Annotated in this window: 25 protein-coding genes, 1 rRNA gene and 1 pseudogene; 18 read left to right on the top strand and 9 right to left on the bottom strand. The window is 70.9% G+C overall.

From position 1 onward, the window contains the following. The 10 genes from rrf to AB0P24_RS41390 all read left to right on the top strand — a co-directional run. Nucleotides 1–81 (top strand): 5S ribosomal RNA (gene rrf, locus AB0P24_RS41435); the annotation flags it as partial. 73 nt (nucleotides 82–154) lie between these two features. Continuing rightward, nucleotides 155–799, top strand: coding sequence for an HAD family hydrolase (locus tag AB0P24_RS41430; protein ID WP_365803475.1), 645 nt, complete (start codon nucleotides 155–157; stop codon nucleotides 797–799). A gap of 93 nt (nucleotides 800–892) precedes the next feature. Beyond that, entirely contained in the window at nucleotides 893–1,642 is a 750-nt protein-coding gene (locus AB0P24_RS41425; RefSeq protein WP_365803473.1) for a VC0807 family protein, read from the top strand. A gap of 81 nt (nucleotides 1,643–1,723) precedes the next feature. Beyond that, nucleotides 1,724–2,947, top strand: a complete 1,224-nt coding sequence (locus tag AB0P24_RS41420) for an MFS transporter (protein WP_365803471.1) — start codon at nucleotides 1,724–1,726, stop codon at nucleotides 2,945–2,947. Then, nucleotides 2,898–4,070 (top strand): acetoin utilization protein AcuC, encoded by a 1,173-nt coding sequence (locus AB0P24_RS41415; RefSeq protein WP_365803469.1) that lies wholly within the window; start codon nucleotides 2,898–2,900, stop codon nucleotides 4,068–4,070. Before AB0P24_RS41420 ends, AB0P24_RS41415 begins: the two co-directional genes overlap by 50 nt. A 495-nt stretch (nucleotides 4,071–4,565) precedes the next feature. Then, nucleotides 4,566–5,381, top strand: a complete 816-nt coding sequence (locus tag AB0P24_RS41410; RefSeq protein WP_365803467.1) for a phosphatase — start codon at nucleotides 4,566–4,568, stop codon at nucleotides 5,379–5,381. 130 nt (nucleotides 5,382–5,511) lie between these two features. Continuing rightward, a complete protein-coding gene (locus AB0P24_RS41405; RefSeq protein WP_067299677.1) occupies nucleotides 5,512–5,721 on the top strand; it encodes a helix-turn-helix domain-containing protein in 210 nt (69 codons plus the stop codon). Nucleotides 5,722–5,850: 129 nt separating this feature from the next. Continuing rightward, nucleotides 5,851–5,949, top strand: coding sequence for an AURKAIP1/COX24 domain-containing protein (locus AB0P24_RS41400; RefSeq protein WP_003948845.1), 99 nt, complete (start codon nucleotides 5,851–5,853; stop codon nucleotides 5,947–5,949). A gap of 171 nt (nucleotides 5,950–6,120) precedes the next feature. Beyond that, complete coding sequence (locus tag AB0P24_RS41395) at nucleotides 6,121–7,206, top strand: NAD-dependent epimerase/dehydratase family protein (protein ID WP_365803465.1); 1,086 nt, start codon at nucleotides 6,121–6,123, stop codon at nucleotides 7,204–7,206. A 14-nt stretch (nucleotides 7,207–7,220) separates the two neighbouring features. Continuing rightward, entirely contained in the window at nucleotides 7,221–8,324 is a 1,104-nt protein-coding gene (locus tag AB0P24_RS41390; protein ID WP_365803463.1) for a lysophospholipid acyltransferase family protein, read from the top strand. A 78-nt stretch (nucleotides 8,325–8,402) separates the two neighbouring features. Here the strand turns inward: AB0P24_RS41390 and AB0P24_RS41385 are convergent, their stop codons facing one another. The 3 genes from AB0P24_RS41385 to AB0P24_RS41375 form a co-directional block, all read right to left on the bottom strand. Continuing rightward, the gene (locus tag AB0P24_RS41385; RefSeq protein ID WP_365803461.1) at nucleotides 8,403–9,701 is read right to left on the bottom strand and encodes a DUF5667 domain-containing protein; all 1,299 of its coding nucleotides are present in this window, start codon (nucleotides 9,699–9,701) and stop codon (nucleotides 8,403–8,405) included. A gap of 233 nt (nucleotides 9,702–9,934) precedes the next feature. Continuing rightward, complete coding sequence (locus AB0P24_RS41380) at nucleotides 9,935–10,789, bottom strand: ECF subfamily RNA polymerase sigma factor, BldN family (protein WP_365803459.1); 855 nt, start codon at nucleotides 10,787–10,789, stop codon at nucleotides 9,935–9,937. A 493-nt stretch (nucleotides 10,790–11,282) separates the two neighbouring features. Continuing rightward, entirely contained in the window at nucleotides 11,283–12,206 is a 924-nt protein-coding gene (locus AB0P24_RS41375) for an HAD-IB family hydrolase (RefSeq protein WP_365803457.1), read from the bottom strand. Nucleotides 12,207–12,354: 148 nt separating this feature from the next. Between AB0P24_RS41375 and AB0P24_RS41370 the strand changes: the two genes are divergently transcribed. The 5 genes from AB0P24_RS41370 (at nucleotide 12,355) to AB0P24_RS41350 (ending at nucleotide 18,022) form a co-directional block, all read left to right on the top strand. After that, nucleotides 12,355–12,630, top strand: a complete 276-nt coding sequence (locus tag AB0P24_RS41370) for a glutaredoxin family protein (protein ID WP_365803455.1) — start codon at nucleotides 12,355–12,357, stop codon at nucleotides 12,628–12,630. A gap of 280 nt (nucleotides 12,631–12,910) precedes the next feature. Next, nucleotides 12,911–13,666 carry a redox-sensing transcriptional repressor Rex gene (locus AB0P24_RS41365; protein ID WP_365803453.1) on the top strand — a complete coding sequence of 252 codons (756 nt, stop codon included), beginning with the start codon at nucleotides 12,911–12,913 and terminating at the stop codon, nucleotides 13,664–13,666. Beyond that, nucleotides 13,663–15,363: a glutamyl-tRNA reductase gene (locus tag AB0P24_RS41360; RefSeq protein WP_365803451.1), complete on the top strand. Its 1,701-nt coding sequence runs from the start codon at nucleotides 13,663–13,665 to the stop codon at nucleotides 15,361–15,363. Before AB0P24_RS41365 ends, AB0P24_RS41360 begins: the two co-directional genes overlap by 4 nt. Next, nucleotides 15,360–16,319, top strand: a complete 960-nt coding sequence (gene hemC / locus AB0P24_RS41355) for a hydroxymethylbilane synthase (RefSeq protein WP_365803449.1) — start codon at nucleotides 15,360–15,362, stop codon at nucleotides 16,317–16,319. The genes AB0P24_RS41360 and hemC overlap by 4 nt, the downstream gene beginning before the upstream one ends. Next, a complete protein-coding gene (locus AB0P24_RS41350) occupies nucleotides 16,316–18,022 on the top strand; it encodes a uroporphyrinogen-III synthase (protein ID WP_365803447.1) in 1,707 nt (568 codons plus the stop codon). The genes hemC and AB0P24_RS41350 overlap by 4 nt, the downstream gene beginning before the upstream one ends. On the opposite strand, the gene AB0P24_RS41345 is transcribed toward AB0P24_RS41350, so the two are convergent. Together AB0P24_RS41345 and AB0P24_RS41340 are read right to left on the bottom strand one after the other, a co-directional pair. Continuing rightward, nucleotides 18,019–18,408 (bottom strand): CoA transferase, encoded by a 390-nt coding sequence (locus AB0P24_RS41345; protein ID WP_365803445.1) that lies wholly within the window; start codon nucleotides 18,406–18,408, stop codon nucleotides 18,019–18,021. The two genes, AB0P24_RS41350 and AB0P24_RS41345, sit on opposite strands and share 4 nt — an antisense overlap. A gap of 37 nt (nucleotides 18,409–18,445) precedes the next feature. Then, a pseudogene (locus AB0P24_RS41340) lies at nucleotides 18,446–18,877 on the bottom strand (zinc-binding dehydrogenase); the annotation flags it as partial. On the opposite strand from AB0P24_RS41340, the gene AB0P24_RS41335 reads away from it, so the two are divergent. Together AB0P24_RS41335 and hemB are read left to right on the top strand one after the other, a co-directional pair. Next, nucleotides 18,806–19,003, top strand: a complete 198-nt coding sequence (locus AB0P24_RS41335) for a hypothetical protein (RefSeq protein WP_365803443.1) — start codon at nucleotides 18,806–18,808, stop codon at nucleotides 19,001–19,003. The pseudogene AB0P24_RS41340 and the gene AB0P24_RS41335 overlap by 72 nt on opposite strands. Nucleotides 19,004–19,096: 93 nt before the next feature. Then, on the top strand, nucleotides 19,097–20,089 hold the full coding sequence (gene hemB / locus AB0P24_RS41330) for a porphobilinogen synthase (RefSeq protein ID WP_365803441.1): 993 nt from the start codon (nucleotides 19,097–19,099) through the stop codon (nucleotides 20,087–20,089). Here the strand turns inward: hemB and AB0P24_RS41325 are convergent. Beyond that, entirely contained in the window at nucleotides 20,053–20,310 is a 258-nt protein-coding gene (locus tag AB0P24_RS41325) for a hypothetical protein (protein ID WP_365803439.1), read from the bottom strand. The two genes, hemB and AB0P24_RS41325, sit on opposite strands and share 37 nt — an antisense overlap. 361 nt (nucleotides 20,311–20,671) lie before the next feature. Between AB0P24_RS41325 and AB0P24_RS41320 the strand changes: the two genes are divergently transcribed. Then, entirely contained in the window at nucleotides 20,672–21,865 is a 1,194-nt protein-coding gene (locus AB0P24_RS41320) for a PLP-dependent aminotransferase family protein (protein WP_365803437.1), read from the top strand. Between the two features lie 166 nt (nucleotides 21,866–22,031). Here the strand turns inward: AB0P24_RS41320 and AB0P24_RS41315 are convergent, their stop codons facing one another. From AB0P24_RS41315 to AB0P24_RS41305, 3 genes are read right to left on the bottom strand one after another with little or no spacing between them, the layout of a single operon-like run. Continuing rightward, nucleotides 22,032–22,805 carry a DUF4253 domain-containing protein gene (locus AB0P24_RS41315; protein ID WP_365803435.1) on the bottom strand — a complete coding sequence of 258 codons (774 nt, stop codon included), beginning with the start codon at nucleotides 22,803–22,805 and terminating at the stop codon, nucleotides 22,032–22,034. A gap of 42 nt (nucleotides 22,806–22,847) precedes the next feature. Further along, nucleotides 22,848–23,090 (bottom strand): DUF397 domain-containing protein, encoded by a 243-nt coding sequence (locus tag AB0P24_RS41310; RefSeq protein WP_365803433.1) that lies wholly within the window; start codon nucleotides 23,088–23,090, stop codon nucleotides 22,848–22,850. Then, entirely contained in the window at nucleotides 23,087–23,914 is an 828-nt protein-coding gene (locus AB0P24_RS41305) for a helix-turn-helix transcriptional regulator (protein WP_365803431.1), read from the bottom strand. The genes AB0P24_RS41310 and AB0P24_RS41305 overlap by 4 nt, the downstream gene beginning before the upstream one ends. Nucleotides 23,915–23,944 lie beyond the last annotated feature (30 nt).

The raw sequence follows: 23,944 nt of genomic DNA, 5'->3' as shown, positions 1-23,944 counted from the left end.
ATTCCGAACCCGGAAGCTAAGCCTTACAGCGCCGATGGTACTGCAGGGGGGACCCTGTGGGAGAGTAGGACGCCGCCGAACAAATATTGAGAAAGGCCCACGCCGTCATGGCGTGGGCCTTTCTGCGTTCACGGCGGCGTTTAAGCTCTGTGGCATGCGCTACGACCTGGTTATCTTCGACAACGACGGCGTCCTCGTCGACAGCGAGCCCATCTCCAACCGGCTCCTGGCGGCCTATCTCACCGAGTTGGGGCACCAGACGTCCTACGAGGACTCCATACGGGACTACATGGGATCCGCGATGCACCGGGTCCATGAGCTCGTCCTGGAGCGCACCGGGCAGCGGCTGCCGGACGACTTCGACGATGTCTTCCATGCGCGGGTGTTCGCCGCCTTCGAGGAGGAGTTGAAGCCCGTGGCGGGCGTGGCCGGGGTGCTGGAGCAGTTGGCGGCGGACGGGGTGCCGTACTGCGTGGCGTCGTCGGGGAGCCATGAGCGGATTCGGGTGGGGCACCGGACGACCGGGCTCGACGGGTGGTTCGACGAGTCGCGGATCTTCAGCTCACAGGATGTGGGGCGCGGAAAGCCGGCGCCCGATCTCTTCCTGTACGCGGCGGAGCGGATGGGGGTCGTGCCGGGGCGGTGCGCCGTCGTGGAGGACAGTCCACTGGGGGTGCAGGCGGCTGTGGCGGCCGGCATGGACGTGTACGGGTTCACGGCGATGACACCGGCCGACCGGCTGCAAGGGGCCACCCAACTCTTCTCCGATATGGGGCAGTTGGCTGACCTGCTGGAATGACCGGGGGCATGACGATGGGGCTGACAATTGTCATGCCGAGCTCCGGACGATCGTTTCTACTGGGGGACCCCGTCCGGACGCGAAGCTGAGGGCATGACGAAGACGACGAACACCGAGTCCCAGAGCAAGCAGCAGCCCAGCGTGCTGGAGAACCTCCGGCCGCTGCTCGTGGATGTGGCGGTGCCCCTCGGGTCGTACTACTTCTTCAAGGGGGCCTTCGGGATGAGCACCTTCGCGGCGCTCGCCTGGAGCAGCGTGGTGCCGGCCGTGCGGACGGTGTGGAGCGTGGTGAAGGAGCGCCGGGTCAACGGGCTGGCGGCGCTGATCCTGGTCGTGAACGTGGTCGGGCTGGCGCTGAGCTTCGTCTCCGGTGACCCGCGGCTCATGCTCGCCAAGGACGGTGCGGTCAGCAGCACCATCGGGATCGGGATCCTGGTGTCGGTGGCGCTGGGCAGGCCGATGATGACGGCGGGGCTGAAGCCCTTCCTGCTGAAGGGTGACGCGGCCCGGGAGGCCGCCTGGGAGCGGCTGGCGTCCGGTACCGCGGCCCGGTCGGCGGAGTTCCTGCGCAAGGAGCGGGTCTTCTCCGTGATCTGGGGTCTGGTGCTGGTGGCGGAGTGCGTCGCCCGGGTCGTCGGCGCCTACACGATCCCCGTGGCCACCATGGTCTGGCTGAGCTCGCTCCTCCTGGTCGTCGCGATCAGCCTCGGGATGGTGCTCTGCGGAGGGGCGGCCGCCGAGCCGATGGCGTGCCTGATCACCGACGAGGTGAAGCGTCAGGAAGCCGCACAGGAGCAGGAGCAGGAGAAGGAGCGGGAGAAGGAGCTCGCGGTCGCCGCCTGAGCGGCCGGAAAGCAAAGGTGAAGGAAATTCATCTTTGGCTGGATCTACCCACGAGTACGCCGGGGCCTTACGCTCGCCGCCATGACAGATGTGCTGCGGCGCGGTAGGGCCTCGCTGGCGTTCAGCTTCTTCACTCAGGGTGCCACCTTCGCGCTGCTGGTGACGCGCATCCCCGCCATCCAGGACCGGTACGGCGTCTCCGACGCGCTGCTGCCGGTCTTTCTCGCTGCCGTGCCCATCCTGGCCGGCGTCGGCAGTGTCACCACCGAGCAGTTGGTGAAGCGAATACGGCCGAGCCGGCTGCTGCGCTGGTCCCAGCCGGTGGTGATGCTGGCGCTGCTCGGGGTGGGATCCGGCGGGGTGATGGCCGAGCTGGCGGTGGCGCTGGGCTTGTTCGGGCTGGCTGTGGGTGCGCTGGACGCCTCGATGAACATGCTCGGGGTGAGCCTGCAACGGACGTACGGGCGCAGCATCATGCTCAGCTTCCACGCCGCGTACAGCCTGGGCGGGATCCTCGGGGCGTCGCTGGCCTGGGTGGGGGCGCACTGGCATCTCGCGCTGTGGGTGTCGTACCTCCCGGTGGTCGCGGTGCTGCTGCCGGCCGCGCTGGTGGGGAGCCGGTGGTACGTGGACGGTGATCCCGCGCCGGTGGAGGACGGGGCGGCCAGTGGGGACGGGGGCGCGGGCGGTCTCGTCTTCAAGCTGCTGCTGCCGCTGTGTCTGGTGATGACCTTCGCCTACATCGGGGACTCGACCGTCTCAAACTGGAGTGCGAAGTACCTCAAGGACGTGCTGGGCAGCAGTGAGCAGCTCGCCACCGTGCCGTACAACGTGTACATGGTGACCACGCTGGTCGGCCGGGCCATCGGGGACTTCGGGGTACGGCGGTTCGGTGCCGTGCCGGTCGTACGGCTGGGGGCGCTGGTGGCGGCGGCCGGGTTCGCGGTGGTGGCGGCGGCGCCGGGGGCCTGGGTCGGTATGGCCGGGTTCACTCTGCTGGGGCTGGGGTTGTGTGTGCTGGTGCCGCAGACCTTCGCGGCGGCGGGCAGGCTGTTTCCGGGGGCTTCGGATGCGGCCATCGCTCGGCTGAACGTCTTCAACTATGTCGGGTTCCTGATCGGTTCGCCGTTGGTCGGAGCGCTGGGCGATGCGTGGAGTTATCGCGGGGCGATGGTGGTGCCGATGGTGTTGGTGCTGGTGACGTTGGTGTATGCCCGTTCGTTCGCGACCAGGTCGGACCGATACGGTGGCGGGCATGAGCGGCCGCGCACAGCTGATGTGGGACGAGGCAGTAACGGGCTATGACTTCGGTCCGGGCCATCCGATGGATCCGGTCCGGCTGGCGTTGACCCGGAGTCTGGTCAGCGCCTTCGGGCTGGATCGGGTGGTGGATGTCGTCGCGGCCAAGCCCGCCGGCGATTCGACGCTGCGGCTGGTGCACCGGGCGGACTACATCGAGGCCGTGAAGGCGGCTTCGGCGGATCCTGAGGCGGCCGATCAGTCGTACGGGCTGGGTACGGTGGACGATCCCGCCTTCGCCGGGATGCACGAGGTGTCCGCGCTGATCGCCGGGCAGTCGGTGGGGGCGGCGGAGGCGGTGTGGCGGGGGGACGTCGATCATGCCGTGAACTTCACTGGTGGGCTGCACCATGCGATGCCGGGGGCCGCGTCCGGGTTCTGCATCTACAACGACGCCGCGCTGGCGATCGCGCGGTTGCTGGAGCTGGGCGCCGAGCGGGTCGCCTACGTGGATGTGGACGTGCACCACGGGGACGGGGTGCAGGCCGCGTTCTGGGAGGATCCGCGGGTTCTGACGATCTCGCTGCACGAGCATCCCCGTACGTTGTTCCCGCAGACCGGATGGCCGCAGGAGGTCGGCGCGGGAGCGGGGGAGGGCAGCGCGGTGAATGTGGCGTTGCCGGCGGGGACCGGGGACGCGGGGTGGGTGCGGGCGTTTCACGCCGTCGTGCCGGAGCTGGTCGCCGACTTTCGGCCGCAGGTGCTGGTGACGCAGCACGGGGCCGATACCCATTTCGAGGATCCGCTGGCTCATCTGGCGGTGTCGCTGGACGCGCAGCGGGCGGTGCAGGTGGCGTGTCATGAGCTGGCGCATGAGTACGCCGGGGGGAAGTGGGTCGCGTTGGGTGGGGGTGGCTACGAGGTGGTGGATGTCGTGCCTCGGTCGTGGACGCATCTGGTGGGGGTTGCGGCGGGGCGGGAGGTTGCGCCTGAGACGTTGGTGCCTGAGGAGTGGCGGCAGGAAGTGTTTGCGCGGACTCGGCAGTTGGGGCCTGGGCGGATGACGGATGGGCGGTGGCCGGTGGGGTGGGCGGCGTGGGAGGTGGGGTACGACCCCGCTGATCGCTTGGATCAGGCCGTGCTGGCTACTCGGCGGGCGGTGTTTCCGCTGCGGGGGTTGCTGCCGTAGGGGGTCTCGCCCCCGCCGCCCCTACCCGTCCCGTCCTCCAAGGGGGTGGGCCCCCTTCGACCGCCCGTTTCGGGGGCTGCCGCCCCCGGACCCCCGCTTCGGCCTGAACGGCCTCGTCCTCAAACGCCGGACGGGCTGGTAGTGGAGGGCGCGGACCGGCTTTCGTCCTCAAGCGGTGGGCGGGCTGGTGGGTGGGGGTGCGGGCCGGCTTTCGTCCTCAAGCGGTGGGCGGGCTGGTGGGTGGGGGTGCGGACCGGTCTTCGTCGTCAAGCGGTGGGCGGGCTGGTGGGTGGGGGTGCGGACTGGCCTTCGTCGTCAAGCGGTGGGCGGGCTGGTGGGTGGGGGTGCGGGCGGGTCTTCGTCCTCCCTCGCCGGACGGGCTGGTGGGGGGTGGGCTGGTAATTCGTCTGCGGGGTGGGGTTTGGGTTACTCCGACTGTGGGGTGTTCGGGTGTTTTGGGGGTCTGGTGGGGTGGGGGCCGTCAGGATCTGTGGGGTGGTGAGTGGTGGTGGGCTTCGGGCGTATTTGGTGGGGGCTGGGCTGGCGGGGGTGGTGGGGACCTCGCGGGAGTGGAGTCTTCGGAGTTATCGGCTGTTCGCTGCTCGGGATCCTCGGGTGCTGATCGGGATTGATCCGCAAGGGAGGTGGGGTGAGCAGGAGTTGGTTCGGCTGATGGCGGCCAAGTGCGGGGTTTCGGACGATCCTCGGTGTGTTTCAGGGCATGATGTGATCGATCCTGACTTGACGGTCGCCCGGTTGGATGCGTTTGCCGAGCGGGTGGGGGCCGTGGCCCGGCGGCGGGCTCCCGTGTTGTTCGGGACCGGGCATCCGCACCGGCTGATCGGGTTTTACGCCGGTCTAGCGGACGCTCTGTCGGCGGCGGGATGTGAGATTCTCACCCCCGCGCAGGGTCGCCGTGTCGACATAACGACCCGGTTCGGTCTACGTACGTGCCACCTCGATTACGTACGAGGAGTCGGGTTCGTGCGAGAAGTGGGCCGTGGGCGCCCCGGTTGTGCGCCGGGGGCACATACGCATTCGCCGTTGCCGGTTCGGGTGGCGCTGGATGCGGCGGCGGAGCGGGGAGGGCCCTTGCCAGAGTTGGTGGTCGGGGATCATGGGTGGGTCTGCGGCGCAGGTCAGCTGGGGTTCGAGGCCATGGGGCTGGCGGACACGGATGACCCCGCGCTCTTCGTGGGGGAGGCCGAGGGGGCGGTGTCCGTGGCCGTTCCGGTTGATGACGGCGTGCGGTCCGGCTGCTACACGCCGCTTACCCGCTACGTACTCAATCGAGCGTGTCTGTCACAGTAGGCCGCCGATGGGTGCACCTCTTCCCCACTCGCATCACCCGCCCCTACATTGGGGAGTGAGCACGCAACGACGAAGAGTCACCGGAAGGGGAAGCCGGTGGCCCGTCGAGTGCGGAAGGTTCAGGTGTGTCATGGCAGCTGGCGAGAGGCCTCTGAACGAGGTTGTGTTCCTTACCGTGGCGGAGGTCGCCGCGGTGATGCGAGTGTCGAAGATGACCGTGTACCGGCTGGTGCACAGCGGTCATCTGCCCGCGATTCGGGTGGGGCGGTCCTTCCGTGTCCCCGAGCAAGCGGTACACGAGTACCTTCGCGAGAGTTACGTGGGGGTGGAGACCGCCTGACGACGGTTTCGGGATAGCCGGAGCACCTCGATTACGAGCTCAGCGCTCGGACGGGTAGGCTAGCCCCTCGTAGGTCGTGTGGGCCCATGATGCCCAGCACCGAGTGATGAGAAGTGAGCGAGGGTAGTCGTGGGCTCTGTTATCAAGAAGCGGCGCAAGCGGATGGCCAAGAAGAAGCACCGCAAGCTGCTCAAGCGCACGCGCGTTCAGCGTCGTAACAAGAAGTAGGTACGGCGCCGAGCCGCGAGAGCTCGTGTGTGGCCCCCCACCAGTACGGTGGGGGGCCACTGCGTTTTTCCGGCCGTTGCGGCCTGTCATGGCCCGTCGAGGGGCATGCCGGCGCAACAACGACCCGCTAAGTTGGCCCGCATACGGGAACACGGAAGAAAGGCGCTGATCTTGGGGAAGGTCGTGCTCGTGACCGGAGTGGCCCGTCAACTCGGGGGCCGTTTCGTACGGCGGATCCAGCGTGATCCCGAGGTGGACCGGGTGGTCGCCGTGGACGCGGTGCTGCCCGAGCACCATCTGGGCGGGGCGGACTTCATCCAGACCGACATCCGGCAGCCGACCATCGCCCGGGTACTTGCCGAGAGCGGTGCCGACACCGTCGTCCACATGGACGTGACCGGCACGCCGCTGGGGAGCGGGAGCCGGACCACCGTCAAAGAGACCAATGTCATCGGGACGATGCAACTGCTCGGTGCCTGTCAGAAGTCGCCCAACGTCAAGCGGCTGGTGATCAAATCCAGTACGAACGTGTACGGGTCGGCGCCGAAGGATCCGGCGGTCTTCACCGAGACCACCCCGCCGAAATCCCTGCCCAGCGGCGGGTTCGCGAAGGACACGGTGGAGGTGGAGGGGTATGTGCGCGGGTTCGCCCGGAGGCGGCCCGACGTGGCGGTGTGCGTGCTGCGGTTCGCGAACATCCTCGGGCCGACCGCGGACACTCCGCTCGCCTCGTATTTCTCGCTGCCCGTGCTGCCCACCGTCTTCGGGTACGACCCGCGGCTCCAGTTCGTGCACGAGGACGATGTCATCGAGGTCCTGCGGATCGCCTCGCACGAGCCGGAGCGGGGGACGCTGAACAGCGGCACGTTCAACATCGCGGGTGACGGGGTGTTGCTCCTCTCGCAGTGTTCGCGGCGGCTGGGGCGGCCCACCGTGCCGTTGCTGCTGCCGGCGGTCACCTGGGCCGGGTCCCTGGTGCGGACGCTCGGCATGAGCGACTTCTCGCCCGAGCAGATCCGGCTGCTGACGCACGGCCGGGTGGTGGACACCGTCCAGATGCGCGAGACGCTGGGATTCCGGCCGAAGTACACGACGGCGGCGACCTTCGCGGACTTCGCGCGCGCCCAGGTCCCGGGGCTGCTGCCGCCCCAGGCGGTGGCCGCGGCCGTCGACCGGATCGCCGCGCTGCCCGCCCTGAAAGGCGGGCGGGCGTCGACGAGGACCCCGACGCAGAACCCGACCCAGAGCGCCAACTGAGGAGCGCAGCAACGATGGCGGACGCCAAGGTCATTCCGTTCGACGACGACCGGTCCCGCGGGGCTGCCGTGCAGCGGCCGGCCCGGCGCCGGGCCGCGGGGAGCCGGCGCAAGGGCGGTGCCGAGCAGGCGGCGGCAGGCGAGCCCGCGGCGGCGGTGCGCGAATCCGCCGTGGTGCGTGAGGTGCCGCCTCTCGCCGGGCGGATCCCCGCGCAGGAGGATGTGCATGTGACCCGGGAGAACCCTGAGACGGGCGTGAAGCAGCCGCCGCACGACGAGGCAGGCCTGGAGCAGCGTGTCGCGCGCGGACTCGCGTTTCTGCGCCGGCGGCTGACCGGGGAGTACGAGGTCGACGACTTCGGGTACGACGAGGAGCTGACCGACCAGGTCCTGATGTCCCTGCTGCGGCCGGTGTACGAGAAGTACTTCCGCGTCGACGTGAAGGGCATGGCGAACATCCCGGCCGAGGGTGGTGCGCTGATCGTCGCCAACCACTCCGGGACGCTGCCGATGGACGGGCTGATGATGCAGGTCGCCGTCCACGACCGGCATCCGGCGAATCGTCACCTCAGGCTGCTCGCGGCGGACCTGGTCTTCGTGCTGCCGGTGGTGAACGAGCTGGCGCGCAAGCTCGGGCACACGCTCGCGTGCGCGGAGGACGCCGAGCGGCTGCTGGGGCAGGGGGAGCTGGTCGGGGTGATGCCGGAGGGGTTCAAGGGCATCGGGAAGCCCTTCAGCGAGCGGTACAAGCTCCAGCGGTTCGGGCGGGGCGGGTTCGTGTCCACCGCGCTGCGGCAGGGGGTGCCGATCATTCCCTGCTCGATCGTGGGGGCCGAGGAGATCTACCCGATGATCGGCAACGCGAAGACGCTGGCTCGGGTGCTGGGGATTCCGTATTTTCCGCTGACGCCGACGTTTCCGTGGCTGGGGCCGCTGGGGGCGGTGCCGTTGCCGACGAAGTGGACGATTCAGTTCGGCGAGCCGATCCTCACGGATGGCTATCCGCCGGAGGCGGCTGAGGATCCGATGCTGATGTTCAACCTGACGGATCAGGTGCGGGAGCAGATCCAGCACACGCTGTACAAGTTGCTCGTGCAGCGGCGGTCGGTTTTTTTCTGACGGGTTTTCCTGAGCCGCGATGCTGACGCGGTGCTGAGGAGACGGGGTGCCCCTCGGTCGAGAGGCACCCCGTCTTCGTCAGTTGCCCGCGTCCTCGCTGTCGATGCCCAGCCCGGGCAGAAGCCCTGGCAGGAGCGGCGGCAGGGTCACGTCCGGTTCGGCGGACGCGTTCTTCGACGGGGACTGGCTGCTCGAACCGGTCTTCGGAGGATCGAGCAGGCCGCCCGTGCTGCCGCCGATCAGGCCCTCACCGGTGTTGCCGGAGGCCGAGCCGCTGGGGCTGCCGGTGCCCGTGTCGCGGCCCGAGGAGGAGTTGCCGGAGGAGGACGGGGCCGACGATCGGTGGCGGCCGGAGGAGCCGGTGGACGCCGCGCCGGAGCCCTGCTTTCCGGCGCCGCCGCCGGTGCTCTGGGACGGCTGGGGGAGCAGGGACTGCAGCGGGGCGACCTCTTGGTCTATGGCGTCGAAGACGGACGACACCTGCTGGCTGACGTCCCCGAGCTGGACCGGGAGCTTCTCGCGCAGGGCGCCCCAGGCCTCGCGGTGGGACTGGGCGAAGACGGACAGGGCCTGGATGGGACCCAGGGAGTCCGGATCGCGCTCGTACGCCTCGTGGAGCAGGCGGTGGCCCTCGGTGACGTCCTGCCGCATCCCGGACAGGGTGCGCCGGATCTCACCGATCGACTCGTGGTCGAGATGGCCGCCGCGGCCCCGCTCCATCAGCCGGCGGGCCTCCATCAGCCGGGTCGAGGCCTGGTCGAGGTAGGTCTGGCCGCGCTGGTCGTCGCCGTCGGTCAGGTAGTTCAGCTTGAAGTCCTCGATGCCGCGTTTGAGGCCGTACAGCGAGTCGCCGGGCAGGGCGTCGGAGCTGGCGGCGGCGACCCCGCTGAAGGCTCCGGCGGCCACGCCGACGCTCAGGCCGCCCGCGGCAAGCCCCTTGGTGAACCGGGAACGCGGTCGCAACTTGCCCAGCGGGCTGGCCCGGTGCGCGCCTTTGGAACGGGCCGATCGCCCGCCCGTCTCCCGCCATCGCCCTTCCGTGGAAGCCGCTTCGCTCCCTCTGTTCTGGGCGGGTACCGAAGCGTCCGCCGCCCCGCCCAGGGTGCCCTCCGCCAGCATGGCCTCCATCGCGGCCACCAGCTGGGCCCGCTGGACGACCTTGACCTCCGGGTCGAGCTCCGGCTTGGGCAGTGCGGCCAGACCTGTCGCCAGGGCCAACAGCTTGCCCTGGTCGGTCCGTTCGGCCCGGCCCGGGGCGGCCGGTGGATCGCCCGCCGGTTCTCCGGGCCGCTCGGCCGCCGGTTCCCGGTCGGGCTGCTCCTCCAGGGCCTGGGCGAAGGCGTTCGCCCGCCGGTGGGCCGATACGTTCGCGATCACTGGCGGCACCTCCTCTCGTCATGACGGTCGACTCCCTAGGGGGTCCTGAGGGTTGCACGCCCTCGACCAGTCCACACGATCGGGTGATCTGGGCCGGTCGGACGTGACCACAGGGAGCCTGTATCCCGCACAACGAGCGGCTCGGCACTTGGGTTACGCACGGCCGGTGATCGGCTCATAAAGACAACACGCTCTGACGGAGCGTGAGTTGGCTGTCGCCCAGGGTGTCCGGTTCAGCGGGCGTCGTCCGGGAGGAGCCGGGCGAGCGTGCGCACGGCCCGGTACTGGAGGGTCTTGATGGCGCCCTCGTTCTTGCCCATCACACGGGCGGTCTCGGCGACCGAGAGGCCCTGGAGGAAGCGGAGTGTCACGCACTCCTGCTGCTGGGGGTTGAGCCGCCGTACGGCGTCGAGCAGGGCCGCGTTGGAGAGGGACTCCAGGACGGAGTCCTCGGGGGAGCGCTCGACCTCGTTGGCGTCGAGCATCTCGCCGGTGGTGACCTCCAGGCGGAAGCGGCTCGACTTGAAGTGGTCCGCGACCAGGTTGCGGGCGATGGTGACCAGCCAGGCGCCGAAGTCACGGCCCTGCCAGGTGAAGGTGCCGATCCTCCTGAGGGCGCGCAAAAACGTCTCGCTGGTGAGGTCCTCGGCGGTCGCCTTGCCGCCGACCCGGTAGTAGATGTAGCGGTAGACGGTGTCGCTGTACTGGTCGTAGAGGCGGCCGAAGGCGTCGGCCTCGCCGGCCTGGGCGCGCTCCACGAGGTCCATCATGCGGGCGCTGTCGCTGTCCGCGGCCGGACGGCGGGCGGCGGCACCGGTGGCGGCACCGGTGGGGGCGCCGGTGGTGCGGGCGCGTCTGCCCACGCCCCGTCCGTCGCCGGAGCGGCGGCCCTCGACGACGGTGCCGCGCGCCGGCACCTGTTCCATGCCGTCGGCCAGTGCGTAGCACGGGCCGACGGGGGCGGCGGTGGCGAAGGCGGGGACGGCGTACGCGGTCGGGACAAGGCCGCGCAGCGTCTCTTTGACCGCCGCGACTGTTGCGCGCAGCGTAGCCAGGCCCGAGGCGTCAACCCCGACGTGTGGGTACACGGGACTCCCAGAGGCAGAGCTTCCATCACGTGCAGTGCGGAACCTTTCACCCGTCGTAGCGACGGAAAGGAACCGGTTTGCGTCTGAGGAGAATAACGCTTCGTACAGGCACTGCTACACCGAGTTGCTCAAATCATCGATTGCTTCGCTTCCGTAACCCTTTGGTGGCGTCTCGAGGGCCTGAGAATGATCGGTTGTTGAACGGAAACGTGCGGGTTTCGGCGATGTGCGGGGCGTGTGGAGGCGAGGGCGCGATAATTCGGGGCGCGCGGGGGGTGGAGGGCCGGGCCGGGGGTGGGGACGCTTGCCGGCGCCGGCAGGGTGCCGCCCGAGCGGCACGACTGCCCGCGGCTGTAGAGGACACGGCTGGGCAGCGCGCCCCTCAGGGGCGCGGGGCTGTGTCAATGTGCGGCTCCGCCGCGTGGGCGCGACCAGCCGCAATGCTTCCGCAGTCGGCAACCGGCCCGCGGTGCTGCGGCGATGCCCCGGAGGGCTACCGCCTCCGCCGGCTCAACGCGATCGCCGCTGCCGTGCCGCCGGCCACCGCGCCGACGCCCGCCGCCGCCGGGATGCCCACCTTCGCCGCCTTGCGGCCCGTGCGGTAGTCACGCAGGCGCCAGTCCAGCTCGCGGGCGTGCTTGCGCAGCTTCGTGTCCGGGTTGATGGCGTAGGGGTGGCCGACCAGGGAGAGCATCGGGATGTCGTTGTGGCTGTCGCTGTAGGCGGCGCAGCGGGAGAGGTCGAGGCCCTCCGCGGCGGCCAGGGCGCGTACCGCCTCCGCCTTGGCCGGGCCGTGCAGGGGCTCGCCGACCAGCTTGCCCGTGTAGACGCCGTCCACCGATTCCGCGACCGTGCCCAGCGCGCCGGTCAGGCCCAGCCTGCGGGCGATCACGCCGGCGATCTCCACCGGGGCGGCGGTGACGAGCCACACCTTCTGGCCGGCGTCCAGGTGGGCCTGGGCGAGGGCACGGGTGCCGGGCCAGATGCGCTCGGCCATGTACTCGTCGTAGATCTCCTCGCCGATGGTCTGGAGCTCCGCGACCCGGTGGCCCTTGACGATGGAGAGGGCCGAGTCGCGGGCCTCCTGCATGTGCTCGGGGTCCTCGACGCCGGCCAGCCGGAACCACGCCTGCTGCCAGGCGAACCTGGCGAGGTCGCGGGTCTCGAAGAACTTCCGTTTGTACAGCCCGCGGCCGAAGTGGAAGATGGCGGCGCCCTGCATGACGGTGTTGTCCAGGTCGAAGAACGCGGCCGCCTTGTCGTCGCCGAGCACCGGGAATTCCGGTTCCGCGGCGTCCTTGAGCGGTGCCGTCGCTTCCTGGTTCTTGCGCGCTGCCTCCGCCGAGGCCTCGCCTGCCAACACGCTCCGCGCCGTGGCGGAGCGCCTACGGGGAGTGAGCCATCCGAGAGCGGCCATGTCGTGAGCATAGCCAGTTTGTTCGGGGGTTCCGGGGTCACGGGAGTTGGATGGGTGTGAACTCTCCGCGACCGGGTCGTTAAACAAGGCGAAGAACCCGTGCAGAAGGCGGCGGACATGCCCTGCCGGGGGCGGGACAATGGACGTCATGAGTCCCCTCTTTGGCCGGAAGGCGCCCGCGCCGAGTGCGCGATCGGTCACCCTCATCCGTAAACCCGGCTGCCATCTGTGTGATGACGCACAGGTCGTGGTCGAGAAGGTGTGCGGCGATCTCGGAGTGTCCTGGGAGCAGAAGGACATCACCCAGGATCCGCAACTGCACGATCTGTACTGGGAACAGATCCCGGTCGTACTTGTCGACGGCGAACAGCACACCTTCTGGCGCGTGAACGAGGAGCGGCTCCGCAAGGCACTGACCGACTAGTCCAAACCGGCTGCAAAGTCGCTTAGGATCGACGGCGGCTTGGTCTCGGGGGCGGGATTCGTAAGGAGTGTGTACGGTTTTGCCCCCATCGGAGAGGGAGCGCGGACGCTTGTGTGCCGGTTCCGCACGACTGCGCCGGGGGTGCGTGACCCCGGTCACGTTGGCCGGGCAAATCGGACACCATCTTTGTGCACGCGTTCACAAAGACATAGCCTGCTGTCGACGGGGCGGTCTGGGTACGTGTGACCGTCCGCAGCCCCGCTCAACCCGTTGGAGCACCGTGGCAACTGGCCGAACTCACCGACCGGCGACCCGCAGCCGAGGGATCCCCGAGGCCACCGTCGCCCGGCTTCCCCTGTACCTCCGCGCTCTGACCGCACTGTCGGAGCGCTCGGTCCCCACGGTCTCCTCGGAGGAGCTGGCCGCGGCCGCGGGGGTCAACTCCGCGAAGCTGCGCAAGGACTTCTCCTACCTGGGTTCGTACGGAACGCGCGGTGTCGGCTACGACGTCGAGTATCTCGTCTACCAGATCTCCCGTGAGCTGGGCCTGACCCAGGACTGGCCGGTTGTGATCGTCGGCATCGGAAATCTGGGGGCCGCCCTCGCCAACTACGGCGGGTTCGCCTCGCGTGGCTTCCGGGTCGCGGCGCTCATCGACGCCGATCCGGCGATGGCCGGCCGGCAGGTCGCCGGAATCGTCGTGCAGCACAGCGACGACCTGGAGAAGATCATCTCCGACAACGGCGTCTCCATCGGCGTGATCACCACCCCGCCGGGCGTCGCCCAGCAGGTCTGCGACCGGCTCGTGGCCGCCGGGGTCACCTCCATCCTGAACTTCGCGCCCACCGTGCTGGCCGTCCCGGACGGCGTCGACGTGCGCAAGGTCGACCTCTCCATCGAGCTTCAGATCCTCGCCTTCCACGAGCAGCGCAAGGCCGGCGAGGAGCACGAGGGCGCCGTCGCGCCCGTCGCCGCGCACCAGGACGCCAGCGAGCAGGGGCCCGACGGGGACGTACCCGCCGTGATGCCGGCATGAGTCTCCTCGTTGTCGGGCTGAGCCACCGCAGCGCCCCGGTCAGCGTCCTTGAGCGGGCCGCGCTGACCGCGGACGCCCAGGTCAAGCTGGTCCAGGACACGGTCGCCGCCGAGCCGGCCACCGAGGCGGCGGTGCTCGCCACCTGCAACCGCATCGAGCTCTACGCCGACGTCGACAAGTTCCACGCCGGGGTCGCCGAGCTGTCCACGCTGCTCGCCCTGCACAGCGGGGTGGGGCTGGACGAGCTCACCCCTTATCTGTACGTGCACTACGAGGACCGGGCCGTCCACCACCTGTTCTCGGTGGCCTGCGGGCTCGACTCGATGGTCGTCGGCGAGGGGCAGATCCTCGCGCAGATCAAGGACTCCCTGGCCCGCGCGCAGGAGCTGCACAGCGCCGGGCGGCTGATGAACGACCTGTTCCAGCAGGGGCTCAGGGTCGGCAAGCGCGCGCACTCCGAGACCGGGATCGACCGGGCCGGACAGTCCCTGGTCACCTTCGGGCTCGAACAGCTGGCCGCCGGTGGCGATGTGCAGACCTGGGCCAGGGGCAAGAAGGCGCTGGTCATCGGCGCCGGTTCGATGTCCTCGCTGGCCGCCGCGACGCTGGCACGGGCGGGCGTCACGGAGATCGTCGTGGCGAACCGGACGCACGACCGTGCCGAGCGGCTCGCCCAGATCGTCACCGAGAACGACGAGACGGACGTGGTGGCCCGCGCGGTACCGATGGACGCGGTGTCGCGCGAGCTGACACGTGCCGACGTCGTGATCTCGTGCACGGGGGCGACGGGGCTGGTGCTGACCGCTGAGACGGTCGCGGCGGCGGTCGAGGGGCGCACCGGTGAGCCGGTCGCCGAGATCGACGCGCCGTCGGCCGCGAAGCAGCCGTCGGCCGCCACCGGTGCGGGCACCGGCGTCGGCGGCGACGAGAACTGCCCGCTGGACCTCACCGCCGAGCAGAGTGGTTTCTCCGTGATGGGCGAGGCCGCCGTTGCCGGGATGGCCGCCGCCGAACTGGAGCAGCACGCGGCCTGGGTGGACAACGGGACCGTCGACCGGCGGGACGCGGTCCGCCGTACGCCGGAGGCCGAGGCGGAGCTGATCGGGGCGCTCGCCGCGGCCGCCGCCCGGTTCGGCCGGATCCCGGAGCGGCGCCGGCCGGAGCCGGTCGCCGGGTTCGTCCGGCCCGCTCCCGCGCTCTTCCTCCTCGACCTCGCCATGCCCCGTGACATCGACGCGGCCGTGCACCGGCTGGCCGGGGTGCGGCTGGTGGACATCGAGTCGCTGGCGGAGGCGTCCGCGGACGCGCCGATGGCGGCCGACGTGGACCAGGTGCGGCGTATCGTTTCGGACGAGGTTGCCGCCTTCGGCGCGGCCCAGCGGGCGGCGCACATCACGCCTACCGTGATCGCCCTGCGGACGATGGCCGCCGACGTCGTCGCGAGCGAGATCGCGCGGCTCGACGGACGCCTGCCCGGCCTGGACGAGCGGCAGCGCGGGGAGATCCGGCAGGCCGTGCACCGGGTCGTCGACAAGCTGCTGCACGCGCCGACCGTACGGGTCAAGCAGCTCGCGGCCGAGCCCGGCGGCGCCGGGTACGCGGACGCGCTGCGGACCCTGTTCGACCTCGATCCCGAGACGGTGGCTGCCGTCTCCCGGGCCGTGGACAGCACAGACACGAAGGACCGACCGGCATGAGTGACAATCCACTGCGACTGGGGACCAGGCGATCCAGACTCGCCATGGCCCAGTCCGGGCAGGTGGCGGAAGCCGTGAGCCGGGTGACCGGGCGGCCCGTCGAGCTGGTCGAGATCACCACCTACGGCGACACCTCCCGCGAGCACCTCGCCCAGATCGGCGGCACGGGTGTCTTCGTGACCGCCCTGCGGGACGCGCTGCTGCGCGGCGAGGTCGACTTCGCGGTTCACTCGCTCAAGGACCTCCCGACCACCCAGCCCGAAGAGCTGGCGCTGGCCGCCGTACCGGTGCGCGAGGACCCGCGGGACGTGATCGTCGCCAGGGATGCGCGGAAGTTCACCGACCTGCCGCGCGGGGCCCGCATCGGCACCGGTTCGCCGCGCCGGACGGCGCAGCTGAACGCGTACGCGCGGACCCACGGACTGGACATCGAGACGGTGCCGATACGCGGAAACGTCGACACCCGGATCGGGTACGTCCGGGACGGCGAGCTGGACGCCGTCGTACTGGCGGCGGCCGGCCTCAGCCGCATCGGCCGCATCGACGAGGTGACCGACTTCCTGTCGGTCGACACGGTTCTGCCCGCCCCCGGCCAGGGGGCACTGGCGATCGAGTGCGCCGCGGACCACGCGGAGCTGATCGCCCTGCTCGGGGAACTCGACGACCCGTTCACGCGGGCCGCCGTGACCGCCGAGCGTTCACTGCTCGCCGCCCTGGAGGCCGGCTGCTCCGCCCCTGTGGGCGCGCTGGCCGACCTTCTGGCCGACGGGCAGATCTTCAAGGAAATGCGCCTGCGGGGAGTCGTCGGCACGACCGACGGCACCCGCATGGTGCAGTTGTCCACCACCGGTCCCGTGCCCGAGACATACGACCAGGCGACGGCGCTCGGTCGCGAACTCGCCACCGAGATGCTTGCCCAGGGCGCGGCCGGTCTGATGGGGGAGCGAGCACAATGAGCCCCACCAACCTTCCCGCCGGCCTCGATCACGGGCACGTCACCTTCCTGGGTGCCGGACCCGGGGATCCGGGACTGCTGACCTTGCGTGCCGTGGAGGCACTGTCCAGCGCGGACGTCCTGGTCGCCGAGCACGAGGTGCTCGACGTGATCAGGTCCCACGCCAGGCAGGGCGTCTCCGTCGTGCCCACGAATCCGGATCCGTCGTCGGACCCGTATCCGGGCACAGGCACGCCTCAACTCACGGTTGTTGACGGCGCGTCAACAACCGCTTCCCTCCCGCCCGTGCGGGATGCGGCTCATCTTGTCATGGAGGCCGCGCGGGGTGGCAGGCGGGTCGTCCGTGCGGTGTCCGGGGACCCGGGACTTGATACGTACGCGACCGAGGAAATGCTCGCCTGCGTCGCCGCGGGTGTGCCCTTCGAGGTCGTGCCGGGTGTCGCGGCCGCGGTCGGGGTGCCGGCGTACGCCGGTGTGCCGCTGCGGGACGCGCAGGGCACGGACGTCCGCTTCGTGGACGCCCGTACCGCCTCGGACCGGTGCTGGACCGAGGTGGGTGCCTCGGACGGGACGGTCGTCGTGTCGACGTCGCTCGACTCGGTGGCCGCGGCCGCCGGCGAGCTGGTCGCCGCCGGCCGCAAGCCGGACACCCCGCTGACGGTCACCGTCGCCGGTACGACGACCCGGCAGCGGACCTGGACCGCCACCCTCGGCACCATCGCGCAGACGCTGAAGCAGGCGAAGGTGCTGCCCTCGCCGGACGGCGGCCGGCCGGTGATAGCCGTGGTCGGCGAGCGGTCCGCCGCCGCCCAGCGTGACCAGCTGTCGTGGTTCGAGTCCAAGCCGCTGTTCGGCTGGAAGGTGCTCGTGCCGCGTACGAAGGAGCAGGCGGCGTCCCTCTCCGACCAGCTGCGGTCCTACGGGGCCGTACCGCACGAGGTGCCGACGATCGCCGTCGAGCCGCCGCGCACGCCCCAGCAGATGGAGCGGGCCGTGAAGGGGCTCGTCACCGGGCGGTACGAGTGGATCGCCTTCACGTCGGTCAACGCGGTGAAGGCGGTCCGGGAGAAGTTCGAGGAGTACGGGCTCGACGCCCGGGCCTTCGCGGGGATCAAGGTCGCCGCGGTGGGCGAGCAGACCGCCAAGGCGCTGGTCGCCTTCGGCGTGAAGCCGGACCTGGTGCCGTCGGGTGAGCAGTCGGCCGCGGGGCTCCTTGAGGACTGGCCGCCGTACGACCCGGTGTTCGACCCCATCGACCGGGTGTTCCTGCCGCGGGCCGACATCGCCACGGAGACGCTGGTCGCCGGGCTGATCGAGCTCGGCTGGGAGGTGGACGACGTGACCGCCTACCGGACGGTGCGGGCGTCGCCACCGCCGGCCGACACCCGGGAGGCGATCAAGGGCGGTGGCTTCGACGCGGTGCTCTTCACGTCGTCGTCCACCGTGCGGAACCTGGTGGGTATCGCCGGAAAGCCGCACAACGTGACGGTGATCGCCTGTATCGGGCCCGCCACGGCGAAGACGGCCGAGGAGCACGGGCTGCGGGTGGACGTCATGGCGCCCGAGCCGTCGGCCGCGAAGCTGGCGGAGGCGCTGGCGGAGTTCGGTCTGCGCAGGCGCGCGAGCGCGCTGGAGGCCGGGGATCCGGTGACCCGGCCGAGTGAGCGGCGGCCGGGGGCGCGGCGGCGGCGCACGACGACCTAGTGCTGCGACCCCAGCACTAGCCGGTGCCGCCCCTGACGTGAACCGCGTGTCCCGCCACTCCCTGCTGAGGGAGGGCGGGGCACGCGGCTGTCGGTGGTGGTACTCCATGGCGGACGGGCCTGCGGCCGTCCCCCCACGCCCATGCCGAGGCCGAGCGGCCGGCGCGCCGCGCCCTCGGCAAGCGGGACTACGCGGCGGCCTTCGCGGCAGGAGCGGGAGCACAGGACCCCGTGCGGCTTGCGCTGGGCGGAACGGCGGCGCGGTGAGCCGAGGTGCTCGACCAGGTTGACGGCGAGCATCGTGTCGGCCAAGGGGACGTCGACCCACTGCCCTTCTCCCGTGGTCGCCCGGCTGTGCAAGGCGGCGAGGACGGAGCTGACGACCACGAAGAGGCGGGGTCATCCCGGTTGTGATGATCAGCTTGCCTCGCTTGGCGGTGCGGCCCTGCTCGAGTTCGGTGAGCGCCGGGATGGCTTGCGAGAGCGGGACGCCCCGGGCGACCGGTAGCCGCAGCTCTCCCCGGCCGGCGGCTCGCGCGACCTCTTCGAGGTCCCTGGTGACCGGTCGGGCGATCATGGCGTGGTACGGCCCTGGCAGGGCACTCCTCACGAGGTTCCCGGGGGTGGGGAGGACGCTGACGATGCGGCCGCCGGGCCTGAGCATCGTCCGTGCGGTCCTGACCGGCAGCGCGTACGGACCGCCCGCGTCGAGGACGAGGTCGAACCGTCCGGTGAGTGAGGCAGGGGCGAAGCTGAAGTCGACGACCGGGTCGACACCGAGGTCATGTGCTTCCGACCTGGCGGTATCGCGACAGCTGCCGGCGACCGTGGCCTGGTGGGCGAGGGCGATCTGCACGGCGGAGCGGCCGACCCCGCCGAGGCAGCTGTGCACGAACACGGCCTGGCCCTGGACCGCGGCCGCGGCAATCTCGCGCCGGCCCGGCACGGTTGGAAGAAGCCGGAGAGCGAGCTGGAGGCCTGACCTCCGACGCCCTGGCGCCCCGGCTCCGCGCGGGCCGGGGCGCCGACGCCCAGTCGGTAAGCGCGCCCGTGTGGCGGGCGTAGCGTAGAGGGCATGACGAAGTACGGCTCCTTCCCCGGCACGCGGCCGCGGCGGCTGCGGACCACCCCCGTCATGCGGCGCATGGTCGCCGAGACCCGGCTGCACCCCGCGGACTTCATCCTCCCGGCGTTCGTCAGAGAGGGCGTGAGCGAGCCCGTGCCGATCGCCGCCATGCCCGGCGTCGTGCAGCACACCCGGGACAGTCTGAAGAAGGCGGCCGCGGAGGCCGTCGAGGCGGGCATCTCCGGGATCATGCTGTTCGGGGTGCCCGAGGAGAGCAAGAAGGACGCCCTCGGCACGCCCGGCACCGACCCCGACGGGATCCTCCAGGTCGCGTTGCGCGATGTGCGGGCCGAGGTCGGGGACGACCTGCTGGTGATGTCCGACCTGTGCCTCGACGAGACGACCGACCACGGCCACTGCGGTGTGCTCGACGCCGAGGGGCGCGTCGACAACGACGCCACCCTGGAGCGGTACGCCGAGATGGCCCAGGTGCAGGCCGACGCCGGGGCGCACGTCGTCGGGCCCAGCGGCATGATGGACGGGCAGATCGGCGTCGTCCGCGAAGCGCTCGACCAGATCGGGCGCGAGGACGTCGCGATCCTCGCCTACACCGCGAAGTACGCCTCCGCCTTCTACGGCCCCTTCCGCGAGGCCGTCGGGTCCTCGCTGAAGGGCGACCGCAAGACCTACCAGCAGGACCCCGCCAACGCACGGGAGTCGCTGCGGGAGCTCGCCCTCGACCTGGAGGAGGGCGCCGACATGGTGATGGTCAAGCCGGCCGGGCCCTACCTCGACATCCTCGCCCGGGTCGCCGACTCCGTGGACGTGCCGGTCGTCGCCTACCAGATCTCCGGCGAGTACTCGATGATCGAGGCCGCCGCCGAGAAGGGCTGGATCGACCGCGACCGGGCCATCCTGGAGACCCTGACCGGCATCAGGCGGGCCGGTGCGCAGAACATCCTCACCTACTGGGCGGTGGAGGCCGCCCGGATGCTGGGCTGAGCGCGGACGAGGGCGCCCCGGCCGGTCGGTTCCGGCCGGGGCGCTTTCACGTCACCGGCCGGTCCGGCGGCGGGTCGTGAGCGGGCGGCGGAGGGGCCCTCGTCGCGTACGCCCTGGCCGTCCCGGCACCCGGTGAGCACGGTCGCGGCGACCAGCGCCAGGACGGCCGCCGCCAGGAGACGACGGCGGCCGGCGGCCGGGGTGCGGTGCGTGACGGACATACGAGGGCTCCCTTGACGGTCTCGGCGCGGTCGCGGTCGCGGTCGCGGTGGCGGGGGATGGGGATGGGGGAGGGGGACAGGGGCGGGGGCCGGTGGCTTTGAGGTGCTCTCAGCCTGCGCGCGGGCCCGCCCGTCCCACCAGACCCGCCGGGAGATTCGGGACGCGTGATCCCGTTCCACCCCTGTGACCTGCACGGATCCCATCCCGTGGGGCGGCGGTACGGGACGGTCGAGGCCCGCGCCGGGGTGTGACGGGGCGCCGGCCCCCGCCCCGTCTGTCCGGATCGCGGAATTACGAGTGTAGATGGCACGTACTTCTCTACGCTCCCGCCAAGACGAGGATCAGCCCAAGGAGCCGTCCATGACCACCGCCGCCCCCGCCGCCCCTCTTCCCTCCCTCGCGGCCCGGGCCCGCGCCGTCGGCGGATCGCCCGTCCGGGAGATCCTCGCGGTGACCGCCCGCCCTGAGGTCATCAACTTCGCGGGCGGGCTGCCGGCTCCCGAACTGTTCGACCGGGAGGGCATCGCCGCCGCCTTCCGCGCGGTGCTGGAGGAGGAGCCGGAGCGGGCGTTGCAGTACTCGACGACCGAGGGCGAGCCGGCCCTGCGGCAGCGGCTGGCGGCGCGCGTCTCCGGGCGGGGCCTGCCCACGGAGGCCGACGGCCTTCTCGTCACCACCGGCTCCCAGCAGGCTCTCTCCCTCCTCGCGAGCGCCCTGATCGACCCCGGCGACACGATCCTCGTCGAAAGCCCCTGCTACCTGGCGGCACTTCAGGTGTTCGGGCTGGCCGGAGCACGGGTGCTGCCGGTGCCCGGCGACGCGGACGGCGTGGATCCCGCCGCCCTGGAGGAGCTGATCCGCGCCGAGCGGCCCAAACTCCTCTACCTCGTCCCGACCTTCCAGAACCCCACCGGCCGCACCATGCCCGCCACCCGCCGCGCCGCCCTCGCCACGGCCGCCGCCCGGCACGGCCTGTGGATCGTCGAGGACGACCCCTACGGCGAACTGCGCTACGACGGCGACCACGTCCCCTGGATCGCGTCCTTCCCCGGCGCCGAGGACCGGACGGTCCTGCTCGGCTCCCTCTCCAAGGTCATGGCCCCCGGCCTGCGACTCGGCTGGCTCCGCGCCCCGGCCGGACTGCGCCGCGCCTGCGCGGTCGCCAAGCAGGCCGCCGACCTGCACACCCCGACCCTCAACCAGCTCGCCGCCGCCCGCTACCTGGACGTCCTGGACGCCCATGTCGCCACAGTGCGCGCGGTGTACGGCGAACGCCGGGACGCCATGCTCGCCGGACTGGCCGACGCCCTCCCGGCCGGCTCCACCTGGGGCCGGCCCGAAGGCGGCATGTTCCTCTGGGCCAGGCTCCCGGAGCCGTACGACACCACCGCCCTGCTCCGCCGAGCGGTGGACCACCACGTCGCCTACGTCCCCGGCGAGCCCTTCTACGCCGCCGACCCCGACCGCTCGACCCTGCGCCTGTGCTTCGTGACGCAGACGCCGGAGGAGATCGGGGAGGGCCTGCGCAGGCTGGCCAAGGGCCTGGGCGGCTGAGCGGTCGGAGCGGTCGGAGTGGTCGCCGAAAGTGCGCGATCTGCCGTCTGCCGTCTGCCGTCTGCGGCGCCGTCGTGGCCGGTCGCGTCCACGCGGCGGCAGCCGCACATCGGATACGGCCCCGCGCCCCGTCGGGGCGCTGCCGAGCGCAGGCCGGTCGGTCAGCTCAGTCCCACCAGAAGTGCCACAGCCGCTCGCCGACCAACTGCTCGGCGTACGACGAGAGCGTGTCGTCGGCGCCGGGCAGCACGGCGTACGGGCAGAACGCGAAGTGCTCGGCGGCGACCGCCTCCGCCGCGTCGAGATCGGCGGGCGGGGCGGCGACGGAGACCGCGAGGTGGTCGAAGCCGAGGGCGACCACCCGTATGCCGAACCGGTCCTCCCAGGAGCGCAGCACCGCGCACAGCCGGGCCACGTCCTCCTCGTAGTTCACCGGGCCGCTCCAGCCGATGGCCGCCGGTATGTCCGCGCTGCGCCGGGCCGACACCAGCGCCAGATGCGGCTCCTTGAGCCACGGGCGGCCCTGCGAGAGCGCGTCGGCGACATCGGCTGCCCGCATGTCCGGGTCGGCGACCAGGCCCGGGGCGGCGGCCAGCCCCGGCCACTCCTCGCCCCCCAGCGGGTCCTCCTCCCAGTAGTCCTCCAGCACCTCGTCGGCGTCGTGGTCCCCCGGGTACGACGTCTCCCCGGGCGCGAAGTCCCAGTCGTCGACCTCGGCCACGTCGATCAGCACCGGCAGCAGCCCCGCACGGGCGGCCGGCGCGCCCAGCGCGGTCCACGTCCCGGGCCCGGCGGGCTGCCCGGCGTACCACAGCAACGGCTCGTGCCACGGGCCGTCGAGCGTGTCGTCGAGCAGTGCCCCGGGCGGGAGTTGAAGCCCCAGGGACCGACCGCTCGGGTCGGTCGCCAGCTTGGGCAGCGGGTTGGGAAGAGTCGCCATGCCAGTGACTGTAAGGGGCGGCACTGACAACGGCGGCCGCGATTATCCGACGGAGGCGGTGAACGCGGCCCAGGCGGCGGGGGAGGCGGTGAGGGTGGGGCCGGTGGCCGCCGGGTTCTTGGAGTCGCGGATGTGGATGGCGTGGGGGCAGGCGGCTACTTCGAGGCAGGCGCCGCCTTCGTCGCCGCTGTAGGTGGACTTGTGCCAGGCGACGGCTACTTCGAGGCACTCGCCGCCTTCGTCGCCGCTGTAGGACGACTTGAACCACTGAAGTGCGGTGCTCATTGCTCTCCTAGCAGACGGTCCAGTAACCCCTTCGACTCCTGAGGAGACAGGGCCTGTGCTCGCAGCATCGCATACTTGCGTGCGAGCCTGGACACCTCATCTGCGTCGGATACCCACTGACTGCCGCGTTGCCCTTCGATGTACGCCAGGTGCTGGTGGTCTGGTGTTTCCAGGAGCACGAAAGGGCCATTCAGCCCTGCGTGGGAGGGGCTCGCGAGCGGAAGGAACTGCAGAGAAATGCAGGCCACTTCGACGCAGGTCCGCAGATGGCGAAGCTGCTCCGCCCGAACCCCCGGTCCTCCGACGCCGAGATGCAGCACCGGCTCCCAGACGACGAAGCTGACCGTCGGCGGGTTCCTGCGGCGCAGGATGTCCTGCCGCTCGACACGGGCCGCCGTCTTCGGCTCGATCTCGTCCTCGTCGTACGCTGGAACACGTTCCCGCAGCACGGCTTCGGCGTAGGCCCGTGTCTGAAGGAGCCCTGGTAGTACCTGGTTGGCATAGGACGACAGGGCGATCGCCTCCCGCTCATGCTCCATGTACAGCTCGGCCCACATCGGGAACTGGTCGACGTCCGGCAAGTTGGCCACCCCGGCCGCCAACATCCCCTTGGTGTCGAGCACTTCGTCGGCCCGCGCCGCCACGTCCGGCTTCAGTGCCCGCCTGCCCTGTTCGATCGACGCGACCGTCTGCTCGTCGAGCCCCACCCGCAGGCCCAGCTCGGTCTGCGTCAGACCGGCGACCCGGCGGGCCGTGCCGAGCTGCTTGCCGAGCATCTTCATCGACGTCTGGTTCTTCGGCCGCGGCGGCTTCTTCGCGCTCATGCTGTTCTCAACCCCCCGTGCACACGTACG

It is taken from the genome of Streptomyces sp. NPDC086519 (genome assembly GCF_040686075.1).
Taxonomy (GTDB): Bacteria; Actinomycetota; Actinomycetes; order Streptomycetales; family Streptomycetaceae; genus Streptomyces; species Streptomyces shenzhenensis.
This window is presented reverse-complemented; position numbering and strand designations above follow the sequence as displayed.

Bases quoted from the DNA above. Each gene is read 5' to 3' on its own strand.
- AB0P24_RS41305 (WP_365803431.1), bottom strand. From the start codon at position 23,914: ATGAGCGCGAAGAAGCCGCCGCGGCCGAAGAACCAGACGTCGATGAAG.
- AB0P24_RS41375 (WP_365803457.1), bottom strand. From the start codon at position 12,206: ATGGCCGCTCTCGGATGGCTCACTCCCCGTAGGCGCTCCGCCACGGCG.
- AB0P24_RS41420 (WP_365803471.1), top strand. From the start codon at position 1,724: ATGACAGATGTGCTGCGGCGCGGTAGGGCCTCGCTGGCGTTCAGCTTC.
- hemC (WP_365803449.1), top strand. From the start codon at position 15,360: ATGAGTGACAATCCACTGCGACTGGGGACCAGGCGATCCAGACTCGCC.
- AB0P24_RS41335 (WP_365803443.1), top strand. From the start codon at position 18,806: ATGTGCTTCCGACCTGGCGGTATCGCGACAGCTGCCGGCGACCGTGGC.
- AB0P24_RS41360 (WP_365803451.1), top strand. From the start codon at position 13,663: ATGAGTCTCCTCGTTGTCGGGCTGAGCCACCGCAGCGCCCCGGTCAGC.
- AB0P24_RS41350 (WP_365803447.1), top strand. From the start codon at position 16,316: ATGAGCCCCACCAACCTTCCCGCCGGCCTCGATCACGGGCACGTCACC.
- AB0P24_RS41315 (WP_365803435.1), bottom strand. From the start codon at position 22,805: ATGGCGACTCTTCCCAACCCGCTGCCCAAGCTGGCGACCGACCCGAGC.
- AB0P24_RS41405 (WP_067299677.1), top strand. From the start codon at position 5,512: ATGGCAGCTGGCGAGAGGCCTCTGAACGAGGTTGTGTTCCTTACCGTG.
- AB0P24_RS41325 (WP_365803439.1), bottom strand. From the start codon at position 20,310: ATGTCCGTCACGCACCGCACCCCGGCCGCCGGCCGCCGTCGTCTCCTG.
- AB0P24_RS41310 (WP_365803433.1), bottom strand. From the start codon at position 23,090: ATGAGCACCGCACTTCAGTGGTTCAAGTCGTCCTACAGCGGCGACGAA.
- AB0P24_RS41430 (WP_365803475.1), top strand. From the start codon at position 155: ATGCGCTACGACCTGGTTATCTTCGACAACGACGGCGTCCTCGTCGAC.
- AB0P24_RS41370 (WP_365803455.1), top strand. From the start codon at position 12,355: ATGAGTCCCCTCTTTGGCCGGAAGGCGCCCGCGCCGAGTGCGCGATCG.
- AB0P24_RS41390 (WP_365803463.1), top strand. From the start codon at position 7,221: ATGGCGGACGCCAAGGTCATTCCGTTCGACGACGACCGGTCCCGCGGG.
- AB0P24_RS41415 (WP_365803469.1), top strand. From the start codon at position 2,898: ATGAGCGGCCGCGCACAGCTGATGTGGGACGAGGCAGTAACGGGCTAT.
- hemB (WP_365803441.1), top strand. From the start codon at position 19,097: ATGACGAAGTACGGCTCCTTCCCCGGCACGCGGCCGCGGCGGCTGCGG.
- AB0P24_RS41320 (WP_365803437.1), top strand. From the start codon at position 20,672: ATGACCACCGCCGCCCCCGCCGCCCCTCTTCCCTCCCTCGCGGCCCGG.
- AB0P24_RS41425 (WP_365803473.1), top strand. From the start codon at position 893: ATGACGAAGACGACGAACACCGAGTCCCAGAGCAAGCAGCAGCCCAGC.